The 17,970-nt window shown below is 64.0% G+C and carries 18 protein-coding genes; 9 read left to right on the forward strand and 9 right to left on the reverse strand.

Features of this window, described 5'->3' with window-relative positions; translation table 11 throughout:
- Positions 1 to 152: 152 nt before the first annotated feature.
- Complete coding sequence (locus ACSBP4_RS12785) at positions 153 to 959, reverse strand: UbiA family prenyltransferase (RefSeq protein ID WP_233274358.1); 807 nt, start codon at positions 957 to 959, stop codon at positions 153 to 155.
- A gap of 96 nt (positions 960 to 1,055) precedes the next feature.
- Positions 1,056 to 2,708, reverse strand: a complete 1,653-nt coding sequence (locus tag ACSBP4_RS12790) for a histidine kinase N-terminal 7TM domain-containing protein (protein WP_435552431.1) — start codon at positions 2,706 to 2,708, stop codon at positions 1,056 to 1,058.
- Positions 2,709 to 3,094: 386 nt separating this feature from the next.
- Here ACSBP4_RS12790 and ACSBP4_RS12795 point away from each other — a divergent pair, with 386 nt between their 5' ends.
- From ACSBP4_RS12795 to ACSBP4_RS12805, 3 genes are all read left to right on the forward strand, one after another.
- Positions 3,095 to 3,442, forward strand: a complete 348-nt coding sequence (locus ACSBP4_RS12795) for an ArsR/SmtB family transcription factor (RefSeq protein WP_006179535.1) — start codon at positions 3,095 to 3,097, stop codon at positions 3,440 to 3,442.
- A complete protein-coding gene (locus tag ACSBP4_RS12800) occupies positions 3,439 to 3,750 on the forward strand; it encodes a DUF7521 family protein (protein ID WP_435552432.1) in 312 nt (103 codons plus the stop codon). The genes ACSBP4_RS12795 and ACSBP4_RS12800 overlap by 4 nt, the downstream gene beginning before the upstream one ends.
- Positions 3,751 to 4,058: 308 nt before the next feature.
- The gene (locus ACSBP4_RS12805) at positions 4,059 to 4,442 is read left to right on the forward strand and encodes a universal stress protein (protein ID WP_049966394.1); all 384 of its coding nucleotides are present in this window, start codon (positions 4,059 to 4,061) and stop codon (positions 4,440 to 4,442) included.
- 91 nt (positions 4,443 to 4,533) lie between these two features.
- Here ACSBP4_RS12805 and ACSBP4_RS12810 read toward each other — a convergent pair whose 3' ends face one another.
- The 3 genes from ACSBP4_RS12810 to ACSBP4_RS12820 form a co-directional block, all read right to left on the reverse strand.
- Positions 4,534 to 5,322, reverse strand: a complete 789-nt coding sequence (locus ACSBP4_RS12810) for a VOC family protein (protein WP_435552433.1) — start codon at positions 5,320 to 5,322, stop codon at positions 4,534 to 4,536.
- Between the two features lie 48 nt (positions 5,323 to 5,370).
- On the reverse strand, positions 5,371 to 7,095 hold the full coding sequence (locus ACSBP4_RS12815) for a Na+/H+ antiporter NhaC family protein (RefSeq protein WP_435552434.1): 1,725 nt from the start codon (positions 7,093 to 7,095) through the stop codon (positions 5,371 to 5,373).
- 238 nt (positions 7,096 to 7,333) lie between these two features.
- A complete protein-coding gene (locus tag ACSBP4_RS12820; protein WP_435552435.1) occupies positions 7,334 to 8,446 on the reverse strand; it encodes an OBG GTPase family GTP-binding protein in 1,113 nt (370 codons plus the stop codon).
- A gap of 155 nt (positions 8,447 to 8,601) precedes the next feature.
- Between ACSBP4_RS12820 and ACSBP4_RS12825 the strand changes: the two genes are divergently transcribed.
- A complete protein-coding gene (locus ACSBP4_RS12825; protein ID WP_435552436.1) occupies positions 8,602 to 10,227 on the forward strand; it encodes a hypothetical protein in 1,626 nt (541 codons plus the stop codon).
- A 172-nt stretch (positions 10,228 to 10,399) separates the two neighbouring features.
- A complete protein-coding gene (locus ACSBP4_RS12830; protein WP_006179527.1) occupies positions 10,400 to 10,603 on the forward strand; it encodes a VNG_1110C family protein in 204 nt (67 codons plus the stop codon).
- Positions 10,604 to 10,670: 67 nt separating this feature from the next.
- Here the strand turns inward: ACSBP4_RS12830 and ACSBP4_RS12835 are convergent, their stop codons facing one another.
- Entirely contained in the window at positions 10,671 to 11,963 is a 1,293-nt protein-coding gene (locus ACSBP4_RS12835; protein WP_435552437.1) for a TiaS agmantine-binding domain-containing protein, read from the reverse strand.
- Positions 11,964 to 12,144: 181 nt separating this feature from the next.
- Here ACSBP4_RS12835 and ACSBP4_RS12840 point away from each other — a divergent pair, with 181 nt between their 5' ends.
- Both ACSBP4_RS12840 and ACSBP4_RS12845 read left to right on the forward strand, forming a co-directional pair.
- Entirely contained in the window at positions 12,145 to 13,110 is a 966-nt protein-coding gene (locus ACSBP4_RS12840) for a transcriptional regulator (RefSeq protein WP_435552438.1), read from the forward strand.
- Between the two features lie 47 nt (positions 13,111 to 13,157).
- Complete coding sequence (locus tag ACSBP4_RS12845) at positions 13,158 to 13,367, forward strand: hypothetical protein (protein WP_435552439.1); 210 nt, start codon at positions 13,158 to 13,160, stop codon at positions 13,365 to 13,367.
- Positions 13,368 to 13,439: 72 nt separating this feature from the next.
- On the opposite strand, the gene ACSBP4_RS12850 is transcribed toward ACSBP4_RS12845, so the two are convergent.
- Complete coding sequence (locus tag ACSBP4_RS12850) at positions 13,440 to 13,694, reverse strand: glutaredoxin family protein (protein WP_435552440.1); 255 nt, start codon at positions 13,692 to 13,694, stop codon at positions 13,440 to 13,442.
- A 121-nt stretch (positions 13,695 to 13,815) separates the two neighbouring features.
- Complete coding sequence (locus ACSBP4_RS12855; protein ID WP_049966402.1) at positions 13,816 to 15,252, reverse strand: NCS2 family permease; 1,437 nt, start codon at positions 15,250 to 15,252, stop codon at positions 13,816 to 13,818.
- Positions 15,253 to 15,444: 192 nt separating this feature from the next.
- Here ACSBP4_RS12855 and ACSBP4_RS12860 point away from each other — a divergent pair, with 192 nt between their 5' ends.
- The gene (locus tag ACSBP4_RS12860; protein ID WP_006179522.1) at positions 15,445 to 16,107 is read left to right on the forward strand and encodes a potassium channel family protein; all 663 of its coding nucleotides are present in this window, start codon (positions 15,445 to 15,447) and stop codon (positions 16,105 to 16,107) included.
- A 156-nt stretch (positions 16,108 to 16,263) separates the two neighbouring features.
- Here the strand turns inward: ACSBP4_RS12860 and ACSBP4_RS12865 are convergent, their stop codons facing one another.
- Positions 16,264 to 17,358, reverse strand: coding sequence for a DNA methyltransferase (locus tag ACSBP4_RS12865; RefSeq protein WP_435552441.1), 1,095 nt, complete (start codon positions 17,356 to 17,358; stop codon positions 16,264 to 16,266).
- Positions 17,359 to 17,469: 111 nt separating this feature from the next.
- On the opposite strand from ACSBP4_RS12865, the gene ACSBP4_RS12870 reads away from it, so the two are divergent.
- A partial coding sequence (locus tag ACSBP4_RS12870) for a sodium:calcium antiporter (RefSeq protein WP_435552442.1) occupies positions 17,470 to 17,970 on the forward strand: 501 nt, incomplete at its 3' end.

Genomic DNA, 17,970 nt, shown 5'->3' on the forward strand with positions numbered 1-17,970 from the left:
TAGCCCAACCTGCGGTACGGGAAGCCTCGCCGTTTACGGCGAGGAGGGTGTCACCGAGACGTCTACCCGGTGGACAGACCTGACTCGAGACGATCCTCGCGTGTTGTAGACGATGTTTGGCCCGGGTTTCTCTCCGGCAGTAGTACCCCTTTTCACCACGTCCCGTTCGACGGCTCTCCGGGTCGGTACTCCGGTGGCGGGGTGATATTCCGTGTCAGTTTACGAAACAGGGAGAGATACAGCAGGTATACTACCGTGAGGAGTGCCGGAATCACTCCGCCAAACCCGTAGATCGTACCGAGTCCGGCTGTTTTCAATGACAACACGAGGTATTTCGTCCGGTGCGGGCCGAGAATAGAGGCAACAGTCGCGCGGTTCACTTCGTCGTCTCCGGTGATATCGTTTACGTTCCTCGACTCGACACCTGCAAAAATAATGGCGAACCAGGCCATGAACACCGCCACCGTTGGCATCGTAACACGCAGCGTCGTACTGAGAAATATCGGGAGGAAAATCAGCACTGCCCAGACCACTGCGACGTATGCAGAATCAATGAAGGGATAGCGCTTCGAGTCGTCGTACGTATAGATGAATACGAGCGGCAATTGTGCGATGAGTAGTGCGAGCCCCGTTCGTGACGTCGATGCGAGGTCGATCGCAAAGAAGAGCGTGATGGCCTGATAGATGACGATACTGGCGAGGCTCGTATAGAGCAGTGGCGTATCGAAGCGTTCGACGAGCGCCGTCCTGTACGCGTTATTGATGCGGTCTTCCGGACTGATGTTGCGCCGGTCCTCGACGTAAATGACGTATACGCCCAGTGCAGGGAGGAGTATCCCAACACCGATTGCTGAAAGTGGGATATCGAGCGTGATTGCGGTTATGCATACCATAAGCACAGCGCCGATGCAAAGCCAGAGATTCAACAGGAAGGGGGTATGAACGGTCCGTGTATCCACAGTACTCGTACCGAGGCACCATGCTGAGTTAAAATTTCCTGAGGGAATGGAATCAAAACGCCGTCGAATGGCTCCGTTCGAAGAACATGTGAACACTTACCTATCCGAAACGGTCCGGGCTGGCTCATCCTCGGACTCCGCAGGAACGGGAAGCGTAATACGGACCTGTGCACCGCCGCTGTGCTGATTTCTACACTCGAAGACACCGCCCGCCTTTTCGGTCAGATACTTCACGATCCAGAGTCCGATCCCGCTAAGATGACTCATTTGGGTCTCTCCTTCCTCTCTTAGCACCTCGAGTTCGGTTTCGGGGATACCCTGGCCGTCGTCTTCGACGAATAACGTTACAGCGTGCTCCTCTATTTCGCTCCGAAGCACCACGGTAGCTTGATCGGGCTGGCCACGGTGTTCGACCGCGTTCTCGATTAGTTCCTGAACGGCGAAAGCGAATTTCGAATGACACTGCACGTCGACATCGTGGATTGACACCTCGAGAACGGTATCCGAGGGAATTTCGGCCTTCGTTATACCGTCTTCGACCATTTCCGGGAGGCTAGCAACCACGTTCCGGTCCTCACCGATCACACTATCGATAAGCCTAATTTTGTGGGCTTTGTTCACGATGTCTTCCGATGTATCCACAATATCTGTCAAATTATCGTCACCCCCATCGGGAAGGTCCTTTTGGAGACTTTCCGATTGACCGAGAATAATCTGCATCGACGTACGGATATCGTGTCGAAAGAACCTGATTAGAACGTCTTTTATCCGCTCGAGTTCTTTCTCCCGCTGTTTGAGTTCCGTTATTTCTCCGACGACGATTAATTTCCCGGCCAACCCACGACCGTACGCAAACGGTTGCGTCTGCGTTGTATAGTACTTGAGTTCGCCACGCTCCGTCCGAGAGAACGCCCCTTCGATTTCGCCTGTCGAAGAACGGGTCGGCAAGACGTCCTCGATACGTTCTCGGGAGTCCAAGTTCACATCGAACGTTTCAGCAGCGGTACTGTTCCCGTCGATGATTTCGTCTTCGGCGTTAAGAATGAAGACCGCTTCGTTGATGGCATTGAACGCTTGGTTTCGAGCGACGGGTGAGAACTCCAGAAACCCATGCCGGTTCACGGAGTGAGCGAAGTAGATTCCCGCGAACCCGTACAGTAGCGCGGTTCCATCGTAGTATGGGGGAAGGTAATCGACGATCGTGAGTGTCGTGGCGACCAGTACGCCGATGAAGAATATCGCGAGTGTCACCGCTCGTCTGCGATGCTTTCCGTCCGAGTGGATGGCTTCTGCGAAGAAAAGCGCAGTACTGGCGATCGTCATCAGATAGCCGTACCCCTGAACGATACCGACGAACAGGATTCCTTGTGGAAATCCGACTTGAAGCACGCCGTCGGTCCCAACAGTGTACTCGGCAGTGTAGACGATATCACCCGGATTGATCCAACTAAGGGCGAAGAATACGATCGCAGGCAGAAAAAAGAGGATGGCAGCTCTGTTCGATAGCGGTTGTTTGTAGGCAAACTCATACGCGAACAGGAAGAACGCGCCACCTGTTGCAGTAACGACTGTCCAGAAGACGTTCGCGATCGCATACGTAAGGCCAGCGGCTGGGACTAGATTCATCGTCGCGTAAAGAAATGCCCAGGCGGCCGCCAGAACCATGAAGAGAATAAACCATTGGATTGCCGGTTTCCGCCGCTTGTCGTACACCGTATAGGCGCTGTATAGTGCTGGGAGAGCGCTCATGTATAACAAAAATGTTATAGTTATATAATTTAGCATACTCATTCTTCTATCTCAATAGAAGATACGGCTCCGATCTATTAAAAAATTCTATAGCTTGGAAAAATATTGGTGGTGATATAGAAAACGTCTGACATTCGTGTCCTCTCATCGTCTCGTTGCTCAAAAACGAATCCACAATACCGTCCAGCGACGTCCGTGTGATGAGCCGGATGTCAGTTCCTCGAACGGGAACGCCGCATCGCCTATCAATGCTCATCACGCTACAGCCATGTTACTCACCCACGTTCCGTTCTCCGAACCCTATGTCGTCTCCACGGCGGGGTGTTTTCTCAGCCAGAAAAACCGGACCGCTTTTGATAGCCATGGCGGAAGGAACTGCCATACCAGTGAGTGAGGAAACCGACCTGTCGACCCTGCTTTCGGTTCTCGACGACGAGTACGCACGGGAAATCCTCACCCACACGAGCGTCGAACCCATGTCTGCTAGTACCCTGAGCGAACGGTGTGATGCCTCCCTCCCGACGATCTATCGACGACTCGATCGCCTCGAGGAGTGTCGCCTCGTCACCGAGGAGACCGAACTCGCATCCGACGGCAACCACTACAGCGTCTATAGTGCGAACCTCGACCACCTCGAACTGTCCTTGGAGGAGGGATCGTTCGAACTCGAGTTGACGTATCGCGAGGAAGACGTCGCCGACAAGTTCACCCGGATGTGGGAGGGGATGCGATGAGTCGGAACGTCGTCCGGATCGACGAGGCGACGCTGTTCGAGCTGTTGACCGTCGCGAGTCTCTTCCTCGTCGCGTTGTTCGGCGCGGTTATCGCGTATCAGGCGTACCGGGGGTACCGGCGCAACGACGCGCAGTCGATGCTCTATCTGGCCATCGGGCTCTTGCTGTTGACGGTGTTTCCTTTCCTGCTCAACGTCTTCGTGACGACGTTGGTCGATCCCGATCAGGTCGTCATCGCACTGCTCGAAAACGTGAGTCGATTGCTCGGGCTAGTTGCGATCACGTACTCGCTGTACGGTCGGCATTGAGTTGTCAGGCGGGCCGAAGCGGCAGGGACCACCGCTCAGGGGAACGGCCGACGCCGCACGTCCCCGCGCGAGGGGAGAATCGCGGGGACGTGTGGGGAAGGCGTCGCGGCCGTGGGATGATCGGATGCGGGGAAGCGGGGGACCACGCAGGCGTGCGGGGATTGCCTATCACGTCCCCCGTTTCCCGCTACTGCCCCGTTCCTATTAGTGATCCGAGAGCGTTTTCCGAGTCGGAAAATCCGCCCGACCGACGCGTTCGACGGTCCCGATCCCATAGGTTTGTGTCGACCCCAACCCTGCTAACGGCCATGCAGTATCTCGTCGGAACCGACTCGGTCCACACCACCGCAGCGATCTGTGATTACCTCGAGGAACGGGCGAACGGCGACGACGCCGTCACCGTGGTCGCCGTCGCGCCAGCCGACGACCCGACGGCGCGCCGGGACTGCGAGGAGGCGTTGAACGTCGCCCCCGTTCGGCTCGCGACGGTGGGCGAGGTCGAGACCGAGGTCCGTACCGGCTCCCCGGTCGCGGAACTCCGCGACGCGGCTACAGCCTCGGCGGCCGACGAACTCGTCGTGGGGGCTCACAGCGGCGATCCCGATGCGACGCGCGACCTCGGCTCGACCACGCGGGGATTGCTTGCGGATGCGGACCGGCCGGTCGTCGTCGTGCCGATCCCGGACCTCTAGCGGTTGCCCTCGTCGCCGACGGCTCGAGTGCTGACCGGCTCGAGACGGCCTCGTCGTCGCGCGAAAAGGGAAACAAATGGCGGCAGGCGGCTCAGAACGGGAACAGCGAGTCGGCCTCGAGATCCCGCTCGATGAGTTCGATCTCGTGGCCGTCCTGGTCCTTGGTGAAGGCGTACATGTCGTCGCAGCTCTCGGGATCGCGGTAGTCTTCGGCCTCCCGGGTCATGAGCTGCTCCCAGTCGTCGTGGAGGTCGTCGAGGCGGACACAGAGGTGACCCCAGGCGTCGCCCAGATCGTAGCTGCGGCCGTCGTAGTTGTATGTGAGTTCGACGGACATCGCCTCGTCGGCGGCGTCCGCGGGTTCGACGAAGTAGTTCGCGAAGGTGTCGGCCTCCCAGCGGCCGACCTCGTCGTAGCCGAACTTCCGGGTCCAGAAGCCGAGCGCTTCGTCGGCGTCCTCGACGCGGATCATGGTGTGATCGAGCGACCACAGCGCGCCGGTCTCGCGCTGGACGATCTCGATCTCGTGACCGTCGGGGTCTTTCACGAACGCGTAGCGCCCGCCACAGGACTCGGGGTCTCGATAATCGTCGACGCCCTCGTCCATGAGCTGCTGGTAGTAGTCCTCGAGTTCGCCCTCGGGAACGCGGACCGCAACGTGCCCCCAGGCGTCGCCCACGTCGGGCTCCTCGCCCTCGTTGTGGGTGATCTCGAGCATCGCGCCGTCCTCGTGCATGTTTTCGGGCCCGAGGTAGACGATGGTGAAGCCGTCGCCCTCGTAGCGGTCTTTCTCCTCATAGTCGAGGTGAGACTGGTACCAGTCGAGAGACGCCTCCAGATCGGCGACGCGAATCATCGTGTGATCGAGCGTTCCGTCCATACGCGAAGACAGGCCAGCAGACGGCAAAAACGTGGCGGAGGCGGCGGGCTACTCGTCTCCACCCGTCGAGTCCGCGTCGATTTCTCCCTCTGGCTCGGGCCCGGAGACGACCGGCTCCGTCGCGACCGGCTCGAGCCCCTTCCGGCCGGCGTCGAGTTCCGAGAGGCCGACGACGAGACCGACGAGGACGACGACGCCGAGCGGGAGGAAGACGATCGGCGGGACGCCGAGATAGCCGTTGAGCAGGTAGCAGCCGACGACCACGAGGAAGACGGTCAGGGCGTAGGGTAGTTGCGTGCGAACGTGATCGATCAGGTCCGCACCGCTAAACGTCGCCGAGAGGACCGTGGTGTCGGAGATCGGCGAGGCGTGATCCCCGAAGATCGCACCGGAGAAGACGGCACCGACGGCGACCGGAACGAGTTCGAACCCGCTTCCGAACTCGTAGGCGACCCGGACCGCGATCGGGGTGACGAGTCCCATCGTCGCCCACGACGACCCCATGGTAAACGCGACGAACGCGGCGACGAAGAGGATGAGGACGGGGAGCAACGCTTCCGAGAGGTACGGTTCGGCGACAGTCGCCACGTATTCGCCGGTGCCGAGCGTCTCCGCAACGCTGCTGATCGTCCACGCGAGGACGAGGATGGTCACCGCCGTCAGCATGATTCCGAACCCGTCGATGACGGTCTCGACGCCCTCGCCGATGTCGAACAGGCCGTAGGCGAGGCCGATCGCGATCGCGGTCACGACCATGGCGAAGGAACCCCATATCAGCGCCGTCGCGAAGCTGCCCGCCCCGACGACATCGATCAGTACCTGCGTGAATCCCGCGTCGTTGACGGCTGCACCGAACGCAGTCGGCGCTCCCGCCTCGGCCTGACTCGACTGCCAGGACTGATATCCCGTCCAGAACGCGCCCGCGAGCGTGACCGCGACCAGGACGACGACGGGCGCGAAGAAGGTCCGCAACATCGGCCGCTCGTCGATCGGCTCGCCGAGGTCTTCCTCGACCTTCTGGAGCGGCTGTGCCCCTTCGCGGTTGACCGCGCCCGTCGTTCGGGCGCGGTGTTCGGCGTCGAGCATTTCGCCGTAGTCCCGGCCGGTGTAGACGACGATCCCGACCATGACGATCGCCAGCAGTGCGTAGGTGTTGTACGGAATCGAGCGCACGAAGGTCGCGAACGCCGTCGGGGCCTCACCCGCGACACCCATCTCCTCGTAGGCACTGCCGATCAGCGACAGCTGGAACGCGACCCAACTCGAGATGCCAAGCGTCGCGACGGGCGCGGCCGTCGAGTCGACGATGTAGGCGAGCTTTTCGCGGGAGATCCGCAACTGATCGGAGATTTCCCGCATGGTACTGCCGACGATGGCGGTGTTGGCGTAGTCGTCGAAGAACATGGCGATGCCAAGCCCCCACGTGGTCAGTCCGACGGTCTGTTGCGTCTCGAGGCGGTTTGTGGCCCAGTTTCGGACGGCGATCGCGCCGCCGAGTCGCCAGATGAGAGCGACACCGGAGCCCAGAAGCAGCGTGAAGACGAGGATCTGGACGTGGAAGCCGTCGTCGACGATGATCGCGGCCACGATCCAGTCGAAGGTCTGTGCGATGCCGTGGCCGCCGGTATGGATGATCGCACCCGACCAGATGCCCAGAAACAACGCCAGCATCGGTCGGCGGGTCGCGATCGCAAGGGCGATCGCCAGTAGCGGCGGGACGAGCGAGAGTATCCCCGAACCGATCAACTGTGAGAGCCACTCGATAGCAACCATATCTACCTACTAGTGGGGCTGCCGGATATTTTTGAGCGTTCCGTTTCGAACCCGTTCAGGTCAGAAACCCGAGGCTATCAGAAACTCACTGAGGCGGGCTAGTAAACGGCAGTATAGCCGACGATAGTACGCACTGAAACGATTCACACACTAATCGAAACGCAATCGTTCGAGTAGGAAGCGACGTACTGATAGTCTCCGGCAGGGTATCGTCCGCTCGGCCGAACCCGTCGACGCGCTACCGTCGCAGAATCAGTTTCAGTACGTCCTCGTCCTCGAGGACGTGATCCGTCCCGACCTGCTGTTGGTCGTGGGCCGAACTCGGGCCGGTCACTCGCGCAAAACGGAACCGCTCTTCCATCTCGCCGCCGAGTTTCGCGACGGCCTCGCCGACGGTCGCGCCTTCCTCGACGACCAGCGGCTCCTCCCAGTCGATCCCGCGGCCGGGTTTGTCCATGTAGACCCGAATGAGCCCGAGGTTCTCCCAGAGGCGATCCTTGAGCGCCTCGAGGCCCTTCTCCTCTTCGGCGCTGATGAAGGTTACTTCCTCGGGGTCGAGGCCGCGCTCGCGCAACTGCTCGTCGACGGTTTCCTTGTAGTCGGGGTCGATGAGGTCGACCTTGTTGACGCAGGTGATCGAGGGGATGTACTCGCGATTTTCCATCAGGCCGTCGACCAGCCGGTCGATGGTGACGTTCTCCTGGAGGTTGACGTCGGCGTTGACGTAGCCGTGTTCGCGGAGGACGTGCTTGATCGTCTCCTCGTCTAGGTCCTGGTCGGTACTCGAGGTGATCTTGATGCCGTCTTTGATCTTCGGACGGACCGTGACCCGCGGGGGCTGCTGGTCGACGCGGATGTTGATGTCGTGGAGTTCCTTCTGGAGACGGTCGTACTGTTCGATCTCGAACACCGAGAGCATGAAGACGATCAGGTCGGCGTTGCGCACGACCGCGAGTACCTGCTGGCCGTCGCCCTTGCCCGCGGCCGCGCCCTCGATCAGTCCGGGCACGTCCAACATCTGGATGTTCGCGCCGCGGTGGCTGAGCATCCCGGGGTTGACGTCCAGCGTCGTGAACTCGTAGGAGCCGGTCTCGCTCTCGGCGTTGGTCATCGAGTTCAACAGCGAGGACTTGCCGACGCTCGGGAAGCCGACCAGCGCGACGGTCGCGTCGCCGTGTTTCTCAACGGAGTAGCCGCCGCCACCGCCGCTGCCGGACTGCTGGTTCTCGAGTTTCTCCTTTTTCTCGGCGAGCTTGGACTTCAACCGGCCGATGTGGGCCTCCGTGGACTTGTTGTAGGGCGTGTTGGCGATTTCTTCTTCGATCTCCTCGATCTCGTCCTCGAGCCCCATTTGGTCGTACACAGCCGGTCGGGCCGAAAAACCCTTTCGAGACTCCGCGTGGGCTCCCCGAGAGGTGCCGGAAACCCGGACGGTCGTTTCCTCGCGCCGGTTCGTTCCCGAGAGCTTCGATTAGCTATACCGTTCCCCGAGCGGTATGTCAGCGTATGCACAGGCGGGAGTACGTCACGGCGGTGGGAACCGTGGGAGCGCTCGCGACGCTCGGGACCGGGCGGGCACAGCGGGCACTCGAGCGGGGGTGTCCAGTCGACGACGCAACGAGCGTCCGGCCCGGCGAAGACGTCGTGTTCGAAGCGGCGGCAACGCCGGGCGTCGATCCGGCGACGGCCGAGTGGACGGTCGAGGGGCCGGGAGCGGCCGACCTCGCGGGAGCGGCCCCCTTCTGGAGTTACACGTATCGGACGGGGCATCCGGCGGCTCACGGCCGATTCGAGGAGCCCGGCGTCTACGAGGTGTCGGTGACCGTCGACGGGGCGAGCCTCGCGTGGCAGGTTACCGTCACCGACGACGCACCGTCGGCACCGACCGTCGAACTGACCTGCGAACCGGGACCCGACACGACTATCACGCCGAACGAGTCGATCGAGGTCACCGCGACGGCCGCCGACGACCACGGCGTTCTCCATTGGCTCGTCTGGCAGGAAGGGCGCAACGCAACCTACCTCGAGCGGGCCGATCTGTCGGGGTCGACGGCGACGGTCACCTACGCTACGACCGGGGGCGATGCGATCTGGTTCATCGGCGGCTATCCGATGGCCGCGTGGGCCATCTGTCGCGACGGTCGGACGCGGGCAGCCCAGACCGACGGCCCGTCTGTCGAGGCGCTGCGTGACGTCTCGATCACCGGGACGAACACGCCGGTTCACGCCGGCGAGGACCTCGTCGTCGACGCCGAGGTCGCGGTCGAGGGGCACTCGACCTATCACGGGTTCGTCGAGGCGACCGTCGATCTGATCGTCGGTCACGATCCGACCCACGTCGACAGCGAGACCGTCGAGGTGTTCGCGGGCGAGTCCGAGCCGGTGTCCCTCGAGTTCACCACTGCGACGGTCCGCAACACCCAGACGTTCCCCGCCCGCGTCGAGACGCGCCACGCCGCCGCCGAGACCGACGTCACCGTCATCGGAACCGATGACGCGGCCGAACACGGCCATCTGTCGGTGACCGGCCTCGAGACGAACGCACCGGTCACGGGTGGCGAGTTCCTCGAGGTGACGGCCACGCTCGCGAACACGGGCGAGGGGCCGGCGAGTCGCGAGGTCGAACTCGTGGTGGGGCACGATCCGACGACCGTCGATAGCCGATCGGTCGCCGTCGGGGCTGGCGAGACGACGACGGTCACGATGGGCTATGACACCTATCCCGTCGCGAACGACGACGAGTTCCCCGTCCGCGTGCGGACGGGCGACGACAGTGCTTCGCAGTCGGTCCTCGTCTACGGGCGCGACGGGGGCGACGGCGACGACGAGGCGCAGTTCGCCGTGTCGATCACCGGAACGAACGCGCCGGTGTCGGGCGGCGAATTCCTCGCGGTGACCGCGACCGTCGAAAACGTCGGCGGAGCCGCGGGGTCGGGCGACGTCGAACTCGTGGTCGGCCATTCGCCGGAAGTGGTCGATTCCAGAAGCGTCGGACTCACGCCCGGTGAGACGACGACGGTCCGACTTGGCTACGACACCTACCCCGTCGCGAACGACGATACGTTCCCGGTGTCGGTCCGATCGACCCACGCGAGCGACACGCGGACGGTAACGGTCTACGGGACTGACTGATGCACGATCGAAACGGAGCGCGATCTCGCCGTCGCGGTAGCTGAGCGTCTCGAATCGCCGTCGCCGGCCGGGGTCCGCATCGGCCGATAATCCCCGCTACTACTACCCAGTATAATTACCATTCACAACGAAATTCCGGTACACCTAAACGACCTGCGGGCGACCCTCGAGTATGTCGAACGCGTCGCAGCTGCGTGACAGCACCCAGATCGTGCTTCCCGCGGAGACCCTCGAGTCCCTCGAGCCGCAGCTCGACGAGGCGTTCACCGTCACGATCGCGCCGGCCGGCGAAGAGCGCCGTCGGATCATCGGAAGTCCCGTCGAGATCCGAGACGTCCACGAGTTTCTCACCCGCCGCGGCATCAGCGTCCGCTGATTCCACTTACCGCTCCGGGTGCGTCGGCGCGTCGAACCCGCCCCGAACCAGCGTCCGCTGATTCCACTTACCGCTCCGGGTGCGTCGGCGCGTCGAACCCGCCCCGAACCAGCGGTTTCGCGACGTGGCGACGCGCACACGGCGGCACCTCGTACCAGCCGCGCTCGAGGCCTCGTTCGAGGCGTCGAGTCGCCTTCTCGTCCCGGCTCGTCCCGCAGTCCCGGCAGCGGTACCCCTGATTCCGGCCGGCGCTTTTCATCCGCCGGTCGCAGTCGGGACAGGTCGGCGTCACCCGCTCGGTGCGGACGAGATCGCGGACCGCCAGCTTCTCGAGTTTGAGCGTCCCGTCCGCCACTTCACCACAGGCCGTGACGCGGTCGCCGACCCGGAGCGCCCGCACCCGATCGCGGAACCGTTTCGTCGGTTCGAAGGCGGCACAGGTCAGCCGCTCGGTCGCTGCGCTCTCGCCGACCTCGGGCGGCTCGAGGTCGACGAAGACGTGGCCGCCGCGGCGGGTCTCGGGCCCGCTGGCGACCCGGCCGGGGAGCCGGTAGGCCCGTCCGTCCCGCACTTCGGGGATCGAGCCGTCCCGGAGGTGGACGTCGGTCCCCTGATTGGTCACGAACAGTTGGCTCGAAGCGGCCGGTTCGGCCTCGATCCGCCGGGCGACCGTCCGGACCGCGTCCGGATCGTCGCCGCGGATCCCGTGCAGGATCGGGCCCGGCGTATGCGGGACGCAGACGGTCTCGTCCTCGCCGCGATCGACGGTGTCCCAGACAGCGGGATAGCCCCGGTCGGCCGCCGCGAAGACGCTGTCGTGATCGACGTCGCGGGGCGTTCCCCAGCGATTCGGCTCGCGATAGGAGATGTACTCGTAGGTCCACTCCTCGAGCGCCGCCCACGCGCCGACGGCGGCCAGCGCGCCGATCCGGCCCCGGCCGTCCCCGGCATGCCACGACCGATAGCCACAGCCGTCGACGAGCGCTACGGCGTCGTCGATCGCGAGGTGATCGCGGATCGCAGCCCGCGAGAATCGGCTCACCGCGTCGGCCACGTCGCCAGGGTCGTGATCCGCGACGACCAGCCCGGGATTCGTGCGTTCGTCGGCGGTTTCGGAAAGCGCCTCGAGGCGGTCGCGGGCGACGGCGAACGCCGTGTCGGGATCGCAGTCGGTGTGGATCGCCAGTGCGGCGTTGCCCCGCGTCTTGTACTCGACGGCGGGGTTGAGCCGGACGAGGAGGATGCGGGAAAGCGCCGCTCCGTGGTCCCGTTGCAGTCGATCCGCGATCGTCGCGGCGAGGTAGGTCGTACACATCCCGCGCTCGCGCGAGTCGGTATCGTCGATCCCGACGACGGTCATCGGCGGTCCTTGGCCGGGCAGCGGGTAACCCCTTTCGGGACGGCGTTGTCGTCGGGGATCGGCACCGGTCGCGGGTCGAACCAACTATATAAGCATATTCCCGGTACGGGTCCGAATCGCGACACGGCACACGGACATATCGGGGAAAACGTCTTATAGGAGGAATCGCTTACAACCCCCTATGTCCCGCTCCGCAATGGTCGGCAACGTGACCGCGATGTTAGAGGACGCGGGATTCGTGGTAAGCGACCGGTGTGCGATCCGGCCGAAGAGCTTCGATATCGCCGCGCGCCGCGGCGACGATCTGCTGTTGGTCAAGATCCTCGCGAACATCGACGCGTTCAACGAAGCGACCGGCCACGAGATGCGGCGGCTGGGGACCTACCTCCGGGCGACGCCGCTGGTCATCGGCCTGCGGAGTCGCGACGAGGACCTGAAACCCGACGTCACCTACTTCCGACACGGCGTGCCGGTCCTCAGCCCCGACACGGCGTATAACCTCTTTATCGAGGAAGTACCGCCGCTGATCTACGCCGCCCCGGGCGGCCTCTACGTCAACATCGACGGTGACCTGTTGGCCGACGAACGCGAGGACCGCGACTGGAGTCTGGGCCAACTCGCCAGCGAACTCGGCGTCTCCCGACGGACCGTCTCGAAGTACGAGGACGGCATGAACGCCTCCGTCGAGGTCGCGCTGGAACTTCAGGACCTCTTTGACGCGCCGCTGACCAGCCCCGTCGACGTCCTCGAGGGGGCCGACGACGTCCACGAGAGCGAGGCGACCCCGGACGACCCCGAGGCGGACCCGGACGACGAACGGGTCGTCGCCGTCTTCACCCGGGCCGGTTACAGCGTCCATCCGACGGTCCGCTCGCCGTTTACCGCGGTCAGCGAGGACGAAGACGACAGCGACGTCGTCCTGACCGGCCACTCCGAGTTCACCAAGGCCGCGGAGAAACGCGCCCGGATCATGAGTTCGATCGGTCGCGTGACCCGCACCCGATCGGTCTACGTCGTCGACCGGGCGAAACAGGACAACGTCGACGGCACCGCCCTGGTCGAACGCGACGAACTCGACGACCTCCGGAACGCCGACGAACTCCGCGATGTCATCCGGGAACGTGCCGACTACGAGGAAGCGGCCTGATCGGCCGCCGTCTTGGGGAGGCTCACCACTCACGAATACACACCCTGATGACACTCGATACTCACGTCGATCTTGTCAGTGAATACCGCGCCCTCTCCGTGGCGGTCCTCGCCGTCCTCGGACTCGTGTTCAACATCGGCACGACCGTGACGACGGCCGGCGACGCGGTTCTGTTTCTCACAGTCTCCGTCGTCGTCGGCTACCCCCTCTTTACGGTGTTCAGTTTGTTCTCGAGTCGGTTCTGGCGGGACGAATAGTTCGCTCTACCGGCCGTCACCAAAGCGACTGCGACGCAGTCTGCCCCACGAAAACAGTTGCTCGAGTCGGTTTCAGGCCGCGCCGCCGTAGGTCTCCTCCAGATATTCGACGATGTCGTCGCTTTCCGACATCCCATCGACCCCGTTGGTCTCGTCGACGATGACCGGCACGCCGGTCTGGCCGCTGACCTCCTGGACCTCCGTTCGATCGTCGTGGGAACGGGGCACTTCGATGGTGTCGTACTCGAGCTCAAGTTCGTCGAGCTTCGAGCGGACCTTCGCGCAGTACGGACAGCCGGGGAGTTCGTACATCGTGATGTCTGCCATGGTCGACTAGTGGCCCGGAGGCCGTATCAGCCCACCGGTCGACCGAGCGGTTGCCGGAACCTCGGGGCGGCGAAACGGCGGCTCGCGGGCGAAACACGGATGGCAGACGGAGACGGGACCGTCAGAACGAGAGCATCTCGGCGTCGACGGCGAAGTAGACGGCGAAGTAGGCGACGAAGGCGATCGCGAGTACCCACTGCCCGGTCGAGACGTCGTCGGCCTCGCCCATCGCGCCTTTGACGAGCGGGTAGCTCATGATCCCGGCAGCGAGCCCGTTCGAGATCGACGCGGTCATCGGCATGACCGTGATCGTCAGTCCGCCCGAGATCGCCCACGCGGGATGTTGCCAGTCGATGTCGGTGACGCCTTGCAGCATGATGATCCCGACGACGACCAGTGCCAGATAGGAGGCGTACTGTGGGATCGCGCTGATCAGCGGCACGAGCAGCAGTGACAGGAAAAACAGGGCCCCAACCACGAGCGCGGTGAAGCCGGTCCGGCCGCCCTCCTCGACGCCGGTCGAGGACTCGATGTAGGTCGTCACCGTCGAGGTCCCGATCATCGCACCGACCGTGGTCCCGATCGCGTCGGCCATCAGCGGGCGCTCGATCTGGGGAAGGTCGCCGTTCTCGTCGAGGAAGCCGCCAATCTGGGAGACGCCGATGAGCGTCCCGGCCGTGTCGAAGAAGTCGACGAAGAAGAACGTAAACACGACGATCACGAAGACGAGCGGATCGTCGGAGATCATGCCGAGGCCGTCGATGAAGCCGGCGACCAGCGGCGTGAAGTCGTACTGGACGTTCGCGATCAGGCTCACCAGCCCCTCGTTCGTCATTCGTTCGTAACTCCCGGGCGGCGTCAGCGTCCCTGGCGAGACGACGTCGACGGCCGTCAGTAGCCAGCCGGCGACGGCCGTGGCGATGATCCCGATGACGATCGACCCTCTGATACCGCGAGCGTGTAAGACGAGCATCAGCGCGAGCCCGGCGACCGACAGTGCCGCGACGGCGCTGGTTGCGACGTTCCCCAACGAAACGAGCGTGTCCGGGTTGTCGACGACGAGTTGCATCTCCTGCAGGCCGAGAAAGAGCAGGTAGACGCCGATCCCGGCCCCGACGGCGAACTTGACCGGTTCGGGGAACAGCTCGATGATATAGCGGCGCGCGCCGACCGCGGTCAGAAGAATGAAGACGATCCCCTCGACGAAGACGGCCGCGAGCGCGACCTGCCACGGGACGCCGAGCCCGAGGACGACCGTGTACGCGAAGAAGGCATTCAGTCCCATCCCGGGCGCGAGGCCGAACGGACGGTTCGCCCAGAACGCCATCACTAGCATGGCGACCACCGAGGAAAGGATCGTCGCGACGGTGATCATCTGCGTGACTTCACCCGTATTGTAGTCCTCGAGCGAGATCGCCTCGCCGAGGATGACCGGGTTGACGACGATGATGTACGACATCGCCAGGAACGTCGTCAGCCCCGCGATCGATTCCGTCTCGAGGTCGGTCTCGTGGTCGCCGAATCGGAAGTACGCTGCGAGCGAGTCGAGTGCCCCCATATTGGATGCTCGAGCATAACAACAGGGGTTAGTTAAGCGTTCTTGTCCGGATCGACGCGGAATGTGACCACGTTCGTGCATAGTCGATCGAACCCGCCGGCCCACGGCCGCCGCGAGCGCCGCGGCACCGCACCGTCTTGGGCAGCGATGTCGGACGAACGTATTTCACCCCGGAGCGTGTATCCTGTTCACATGAGGTTTGTCATCGTGGGGTACGGCCGAGTCGGCTCCCGGACCGCGCGCATCCTCGCGGAGGAAGGCCACGACGTCGTCGTCGTCGACAACGACATGGACCGGATCGAGCGCGCCAGCGACGACGGGCTCGAGACGGTCCACGGCGACGGTGCCGACGAGGACGTCCTCGTCGACGCCGATATCGGGACCGCCGACGCGATCGGTGCGTTCACGCCCGATCTCAACGCCAACTTCGCTGCCTGTATGGTCGGGACCCACCACGGCTGTCGGACCATCCTGCGGATCGACGAGGACTACCGCGAGGACATCTACGAGAAGTACGCCGAGGAGGTCGACGAGATCATCTACCCCGAGCGGCTGGGTGCGGCGGGTGCGAAGACGGCGCTTTTGGGCGGCGACTTCAACGTCGTCGCCGACCTCGCGGCGAACCTCCAACTGACCGTTCTCGAGATCCGAGAGGGATCGCCCGCGGTCGGCAAGCGGATGAGCGAACTCGATCTGCCCGAGTCCGCGCGGATCTACGCCCATGGGCGCGCCCGCGAATCGCTGACCATCCCGTTGCCCGGGACGGAACTCGCGGTCGGCGACGAGGTTGCGGTCATCACCGAGACCGACCACGCGGCCGACGTTCGGTCATCGCTGTTGCCCGCCGGTGCCTGAACCTCGCGGTAGCGATCGGATCGAAAGGGGGGAGAGGAACGGTAGCAGGCGCGCGGACGGACGGATGGGGGAGGGGTGGGGAGGCCGTCAGCGCGCCTGTTCGTTCCGACGGTTTCGAACCCAATAAAACTGCGTCAGACGATCGACTGACGACGGTCAGTTGGCGTCCGAATCGTCGGCGGGTCGGAAGACGAGGACGTTCTGGTGGACCATCGACGGGACGAACGAGAACGGGTAGCCGTAGACGTGGAGGTCCTTCGTCGGATCGTACCAGATCAGGGTCGCCGCCAGCGTCAGCGGCGCGGCCGCTTCGATCGCCTGCGCGAGTTCGGCGGAGAGGAACTCGTAGGACTGTTCGCGGTACATGTCGCCGATGAAGACGACGACGTGGCCCTCCGGCGCGACCGCGTCCGCAAAGCGGTCGAACTTCGCGGCCATATCGTCGAGCCAGTCGGCTTTCGTCTCCCACTCGCCGTCGGCCGTCCCCTCTCCGCGGGAATCGGGGCTCGCGTCGCCGTCGCCGCTCCCGCCGCCCGCATCGTCGGCGTCCCGACCGTCGAACGAACCCAGACTGCTCTCGCGAGTCCGGCGCTCGTTGCGCGTCTGCTCGAGTTCGTCCATGTGCCAGTAGGGGACGTCGGTCAACAGGAGGTCGACCGAGTCGTCGGGGACCTCCTCGATCAGGTCCGCACAGTCGCCGTGGCGCATCTCCTGCTCGGCCAGTGGCGGGTCGCCGCGCTCGCGTCGCTCCTCGTTTTCCCGGACGAGGGCCGTCTCGTAGATCTCGACCCATCGGCGCGTGCGCTCGAAGCCGATGGCCTCCCGCAGGCCGGTCCCCTCGTGTTCGCAGACGCTTGCGCCCAATAAGGTGCCGCCGACGCCGGCGAAGGGATCGAGGACAGTGTCGCCGGCCTTGCTGAACCGGCCGATCAACTCCGCACAGAGCCGCGGGGGCTTCTGGCCGCCGTGTTCCCTCCGCAAGTCGTGCTGGAGGGCCGGCGGATAGCCCTCGGCGATCACCGACTTCGTGGCGTACTTCCACTCCTTGCCGGTGAGGTCGTTGACCCGGTTGCGCTCGTCGTAGATCCCGCGGCCCTCGAGGTAGGTCTGGTGATCGGCCAACTCGTCGGTATCGATCACCTCGCCGTCCTCGACGGGCAGTGACTCCTCGCGTGCGCGCTCGGCGTCGAACCCGCCGTCGTCGTCAGTGAACAGCCGGCTCTGGCGGTGCCGGCCCCCGTCGTCTGCCATACCTCGAGTGGTCACGCGACCCGTTTAAATACTCCTTTCGCGATCCGCCCGCTCGAGCGTCCCGGTCGTCCCTGCCGTTTTTGCTTGCCCCCTCCAAAAGCGTCCGATACGATGCTCCCCGTCGGAGACGTCGCTTCGCTGATAGTCGGCGTTCTCGCCCTCTGGATCGGCGCTCGCTTCCTCGTGACCGGCGCCTCGCGGCTCGCCGGCGCGGCCGGGATCCCGGCGCTCGTCGTCGGACTCACGGTGGTCGCCTTCGGCACGTCCGCGCCGGAAATCGTCGTCTCGACGGGGGCCGCGCTCGAGGGCCGGGGCGACGTCGCGGTCGGCAACGTCGTCGGCTCGAACGTGTTCAATCTGAGCGTGATCCTCGGGCTCGTCGCCGTCATCGCACCGTTTCGCGTGTCCGAGCCGCTGCTTCGCCGGGACGTACTGGCGATGGCCGCCTCGACGGCCATCGCGGTCGCCGTCCTCGCGAACGGCCTCGTCTCGCGGCTCGAAGGGGCCGTCCTCCTCGCGCTGCTGGCGGGCTATCTGGCGGCGCTCGTGATCGCGGTCAAGAACGGCGACGAGGCGGCCGAACCGACGGGCGACTCGAGCGGGGCGACCGAC

Source organism: Natrinema sp. CGMCC1.2065, assembly GCF_051225675.1.
GTDB lineage: Archaea > Halobacteriota > Halobacteria > Halobacteriales > Natrialbaceae > Natrinema > Natrinema thermotolerans.